Annotated in this window: 3 protein-coding genes; all 3 read right to left on the bottom strand. The window is 68.1% G+C overall.

Annotated features, from left to right (window positions below; translation table 11 throughout):
• Positions 1-68: 68 nt before the first annotated feature.
• A complete protein-coding gene (locus VGI62_RS06655) occupies positions 69-3,209 on the bottom strand; it encodes a CusA/CzcA family heavy metal efflux RND transporter (protein WP_331503620.1) in 3,141 nt (1,046 codons plus the stop codon).
• Positions 3,206-4,363, bottom strand: a complete 1,158-nt coding sequence (locus tag VGI62_RS06650) for an efflux RND transporter periplasmic adaptor subunit (RefSeq protein WP_331503619.1) — start codon at positions 4,361-4,363, stop codon at positions 3,206-3,208. Before VGI62_RS06650 ends, VGI62_RS06655 begins: the two co-directional genes overlap by 4 nt.
• Positions 4,353-5,409 (bottom strand): efflux transporter outer membrane subunit (locus VGI62_RS06645; protein ID WP_331503618.1); only part of this gene is annotated, 1,057 nt, incomplete at its 5' end. The genes VGI62_RS06650 and VGI62_RS06645, both read right to left, overlap by 11 nt.

The raw sequence follows: 5,409 nt of genomic DNA, 5'->3' as shown, positions 1-5,409 counted from the left end.
GGCCAACTTCGGGCTCGCACGGGTTAACCTGTCAGCACGGGTGGTGAAGCTGCGATTTCAGTGGCGGGTCAGACCTGCAGCCGATCATCGGGCTGCGCCACCAGGGCATAGAGCGCCGGCATCAGGAAGACGCTGATCAGGAGGCGCGTGAAGAGCCCGCTGACGATCACCAGGGCGAAGGGGCGCTGTGAATCCGTGCCGACCCCCGTGGCCAGCGCCGCCGGCAGCAGGCCTAACGCGGCGACAAGGGCGGTCATCGTGATAGGCCGAAGCCGCAGGATGGCGCCTTCGCGGATCGCTTCGTCCAGGGGGACCCCATCGCGCCGGAGTTCGTTGACGTACGAAATGTAGACCACGGCGGTCTGCACCGAGACCCCGATCAGGGCGAGGAAGCCGACCCCGGACGACACCGAGAAGGGCGTGCCCGTGAGCCAAAGCGCCAGGATCCCGCCTACCGGCGCCGACAGCACGACGCCGGCCAGCGTGATGAAGGGGAACTTGAAGTTCCCGTAGAGGGCGAAGAGCAGCAGGAAGATCAGGAACACCGTCAGCGGCAGGATGACCTTCAGCTGATCGCGCGAGGCGGTGTACTCGGTGTAGTCGCCGCCCCAATCCATGCGGTATCCGCTCGGCAGGGCGACGTGGCCCTTCACCTGCCGCATGGCGTCCTGCACGGCGCCGGCCAGGTCACGGCCCTCCACCGAGAACTGTACGCCGATGTAGCGGGAGTTGTTCTCGCGGTAGATGAACGAGGCCCCGTTCTGCACCCGGATGTCCGCGAACTCCTTCAACGGCAGTTGCTGGCCGCCCGGGGTGGCCACCAGGATGTCGCCGATCTCCTGCGGGTTGTCGCGAAACTGACGGTCGAGACGCACGACCAGGTCGAACTGCTTCTCCTGCTGCACCACCTGGGTGGCCACGCCGCCGCCGATGGCGGTGGTGATCAAGCCGTTGATGTCGTCGGCGTTGATCCCGTAGCGGGCGATCTTGTCGCGATCGATCTTCACGACCAGGCTGGGCTGGCCGAGCTCGTGGACCAGGGTCACGTTGGTGATCCCGCGCACGTGCTGGAGGATGGCCTTCACGGCCTTGCCCTTCTGCTCCAGCGTGTTGAGGTCGCCCCCGAACACCTTCACCGCCAGCGCGCTCTTCAGGCCGGTCTCCGCCTCGTCGACCGCGTCCTCGGCCGGCTGGGTGTAGTTGAAGATCACCCCTGGGAAGCCCGCGAGCTTCTTGTTGATGGCGGCGATCAGCTGCGGCTTGGTGTGATAGGCGCCGGTCCACTCCGAATAGGGCTTCAGACCCACGTAGAACTCGACGTTGAAGAATCCTGTCGGGTCGGTGCCGTCGTCCGGCCGGCCGAGTTCTGAGCCGACGGTGGTCACTTCCGGGAACGAACGCAGGATGTCGCGGACCTTGGGCGTCAGCTTGGCCGATTCGTCGAACGAGATGGTCGAAGGCATGGTGGCGCGCACCCACAGCGCGCCCTCGTCGAGCTGCGGCATGAATTCCGCCCCGACCAGCGGAATGACCAGAAGCGAAAGCGCGAACAGGGCGGCGCAGGCCGCTGTGACGCCCCAGCGATGCTCGAGGCAGAAATCGAGGCCCGTGACGTAGCGCGCCTTCACCCACTCGAATATGGGATTGCGCCGCTCGCGCACGCCGTCGCGCATGAGCCAGGCGCAGAGCACGGGCAGCAGGGTGAGGGTGGCGAAGAGCGAGCCCACCAGGGCGAAGATCATCGTGTCGGCCATCGGCCGGAACAGAGTCCCCGACGGGCCGGACAGCACATAGATCGGCAAGAAGCTGACCACGATCACCACCACGGCGTAGAACAGCGGCCGGTCCACCTCGGAAGCGGCGTCGCGGATGATCTCGCCGACCGTCGCCCGCGTGCCGTTCCTGAGCGCGATCTGGCGGAAGATGTTCTCGACCATCACCACCGCGGCATCGACCAATATGCCGAAGTCGACGGCGCCGATGGAGAGCAGGTTGGCGCTGGCCTTCTGTAGATTCAGACAGGTGAAGGCGAACAGCAGCGAGAGCGGGATCGTCGTGGCGACGATGAGGCCGGCCCGGAAGTCGTAGAGGAAGAAGATCAGCACGATCACCACCAGGGCCATGCCGCGCAGCAGGTTGCCCTCGACGATGTGGGTGGTCAGCGCAATCAGGTCGGTGCGGTCGTAGAACGGGACGATCTTCACGTCCTTGGGCAGGATCTGCGTGTTGAGCTCGCGGGTCTTGGCCTCGACACGCTTCAGCACGTCCTGGGTCTTCTCGCCGGTCCGCAGGAGGATGACCCCTTCGACGGCGTCGTCCTGCTTTTCGAAGCCGAATTCGCCGAGGCGGGGCGCGATACCGATCTGAGCTCGGCCGACGTCCTTCAACAGGACCGGCACGCCGTTGTGGACCGACAGCACGACATTGCCGATGTCCTCCAGCGTGTTGATCCGGCCCAGGCCCCGCACGTAGTAGAACTGGCCACCCTGCGAATAGAAGCCGCCGCCGGCGTTGGAATTGTTGGCGCCCAGCGCGGTTTCCACCTGCTGGATCGACAGGCCCGCGCCGGCCAGCTTCGCCGGGTCGAACAGCGCCTGGTACTGCATGGTGCCGCCGCCGAATCCGGAGTCGTCGGCCACGCCCGGAACCGCCTTGAAGGCGGGTTCGATGACCCAGTCCTCCAGGGTCTTCAGCTCCATCGGCGAGCGGTCGGGGCTTTGCAGGACATAGCGGTAAATCAGGCCCGAAGGCGACGACAGCGGCGACACAGAGGGGGCCACGCCGCTCGGCAGGCCCAGGCCCTGGAGGTTGTTGTAGACCTGCTGGCGGGCGAAATAGGGGTCCGTCCCGTCCGCGAAGGTCAGCTTGATTGCGGAGAGGCCGTAGAGCGAGATCGACCGCGAATTGACGGTCTTGGGGATGCCGGTCAGGCCGAGCTCCGTCGGCACGGTGATCAGCCGCTCGACCTCTTCGGCGGCGTGGCCCGGCCACTGGGTGACGACGTCGACCATGGGGGGCGACAGGTCGGGGTAGGCGTCCACCGGCAGACGCTGCAGCGACCAGACGCCGACGACCACCAGGATCGCCGTCATCAGCAGGACCAGGAACGGCTGGCGCAGCGCCACCGCCACGATGCGGTTCATCACCGACGCAGAGGGGGGCTCGGCCTGCGGAGGCTCGGCCTGCGGGGGAGGAAGCGCCTCGCTCACTGGTTCTGCATGAACTGGACGAAGACCGCGCCGTCGACGACGACCTTGTCGCCGACGCGGAGGCCTTGCGGAATCTCGAACTGGTCGCCGGTGGCGTAGCCCAGGGTCACCTGCCGGCGCGCGAAGCCCCCGCCGGGCTGGGCCACATAGACGAACGGCAGGTTCTCATCGTCGCGCAGGATGGCCGAGGCGGGGACCAGGAGACCGTTGCTCGCCTGGCGCGACTGGATCTTCACGCGCACGTACATCTGCTTCTTCAGCACGCCGCCGGGGTTTGCGACAACGACGCGGGCCAACACCGCACGGGTGTCGGAATTCACCAGGGCCGAGATGTTGTCGACGGTTCCGGTGACGCCGTGGCCGACGACGGTCTCGATGCTGGCCGGATCGCCGACGGCGACCGACCCCAGGTCCGAGGCCGCGATCTGGGCCATCACCCAGACCTTGGAGAGGTTGGCGACGGTGAAGGCCGGCGTCGTGCCCGCCTGCAACAGCTGGCCGGGCGTGACCAGCTTCTCGACGACGGTGCCGGCGATAGGCGCGCGGATCTTGCCTTGGATGCGCGGCGCCAGGCGCCCGGCCTGCACGTCTCGGATCGCCTGGGGGTCGATGTTGAGCCCGACGAGGGCCTGCAGGGCCGCATCGCGGTCGGCCTCGGCGTTGGCCGCGTCGGTCTGGGCCTGCTGGGCCTCGCGCTGAGAGATGCCGCTGTGTGCGGCGATGTCCTTGTCCGCGTCGGCGAGTTGGCGCGCCGTGCGCGCCGTGGCCAGGGCCTTCGCGTAGGCGCTGAGTGCGGCGGCGTAGTCCGGAGAGTCCACCAGCGCCAGGGTGTCGCCCGCCTTGACCGCCTGGCCGGGCTCGACGAGCAGGCGCGAAACCGGGCCGGAGATCGGCGACAGCACGGCGGTGGACTGGTCGTTGTCGAAGTCGACAACGCCGCTCGCCTCTACGGACCTGTGGAAGGCGGCCTGAGCCACCGTGTAGAGGCGGATGTGCTGCAGTTGCGCGGCGCTCAGCGTCACCAGCGCCGGGGTCGCCGACGCGGACTCGGTAGCAGAATTCGGCTTGGAAGAGCACCCGGACAGGGCGGCGAGCACGAGCGCGAGGGCGGCGCCAGCCAGGGCGGCCTTCGGCTGGGGCGGACTAGTTTGCATCGGTGTCCTTGGCGAGGTCGGCACGGCGCCACCAGCCGCCGCCGAGCGACTGATAGAGGGCCACGGTGTCGGAGAAGCGGGCGGCCTGCGCCTGCACGAGGGCGACCCGCGCCTGCTGGTAGGCCTGCTGGGCGTTAAGCAGCGCCAGGCCGCTGGCGTAGCCGTCCTGCAGACGGCGCCGGGTGAGGTCGAGGGTCACCTTGGCGGCGTCCGCGGCGGCGGCGGCGGTCCTCAGACCCTCGGCGTCCTGCTGGATCGCGGTCAGGCTGTCGGCGACATTCTGGAAGGCGCCCAGCACGGTGCTGCGGTATTGCTCGGTGGCCTGGCGGTAGTTCGCCTCGGCCGCCCGCTGCTGATGCAGCAGGGTTCCGCCCTGGAAGATCGGGGCTGTGAGCGCGCCGCCCACAGTCCAGAAATTCGTGCCCGGCGTGAAGCCCTGACCAAAGGCGGTGGAGGTGCTGCCGGCGACCACGGTCAGCAGGATGTTGGGAAAGCGGTTGGCTTCGGCGACGCCCACCTGGGCGCTGGCGACGTGCAGGTTCGCCTCGGCCTGGCGAACGTCCGGACGCTGCTCGACCAGCTTCGAAGGCAGGCTCACCGGCAGGTCCGCCGGCAGCTGCAGGCTGGCCAGGTCGATCCTGGCGATCGCGGCTTCGCTGGGGAACCGACCGGTCAGGCTCGCCAGCAGATCGTGTTGCTGAGCGGCCTGCTTCAGGAGCGGGGGCAGGGTCGCGGCGACCTGGGCGAGCTGGGACTCCTGGGCCGCGACGTCGATCCCGCTTGCGTATCCCCGGGCCGCCTGGAACTTCAGGATTTCGACGCTCTTCGTCTCGATCTCGATCAGCTGGCGGGTGGCGTCGATCTCGGCCTGCAGGGCCGCGTCCTGGATCGCGGCGAGCGCCACGTTGCTGGTCAGCGTCAGATGCGCCGCCACCAGCTGGAAATGGACCGACTGTTCCTGCGCCCTGGCCGACTCCGCCGTGCGCCGGTTCAGACCGAAGACGTCGAGGGCGTAGGCGACGCTCACCTGCGGCGTGAAGAGGTTG

The sequence above is a fragment of the Phenylobacterium sp. genome (assembly GCF_036495085.1).
Classification (GTDB): domain Bacteria; phylum Pseudomonadota; class Alphaproteobacteria; order Caulobacterales; family Caulobacteraceae; genus Phenylobacterium.
Note: the sequence above shows the minus strand (reverse complement) of the source record. Positions and strands in the feature narration are given on the sequence as shown.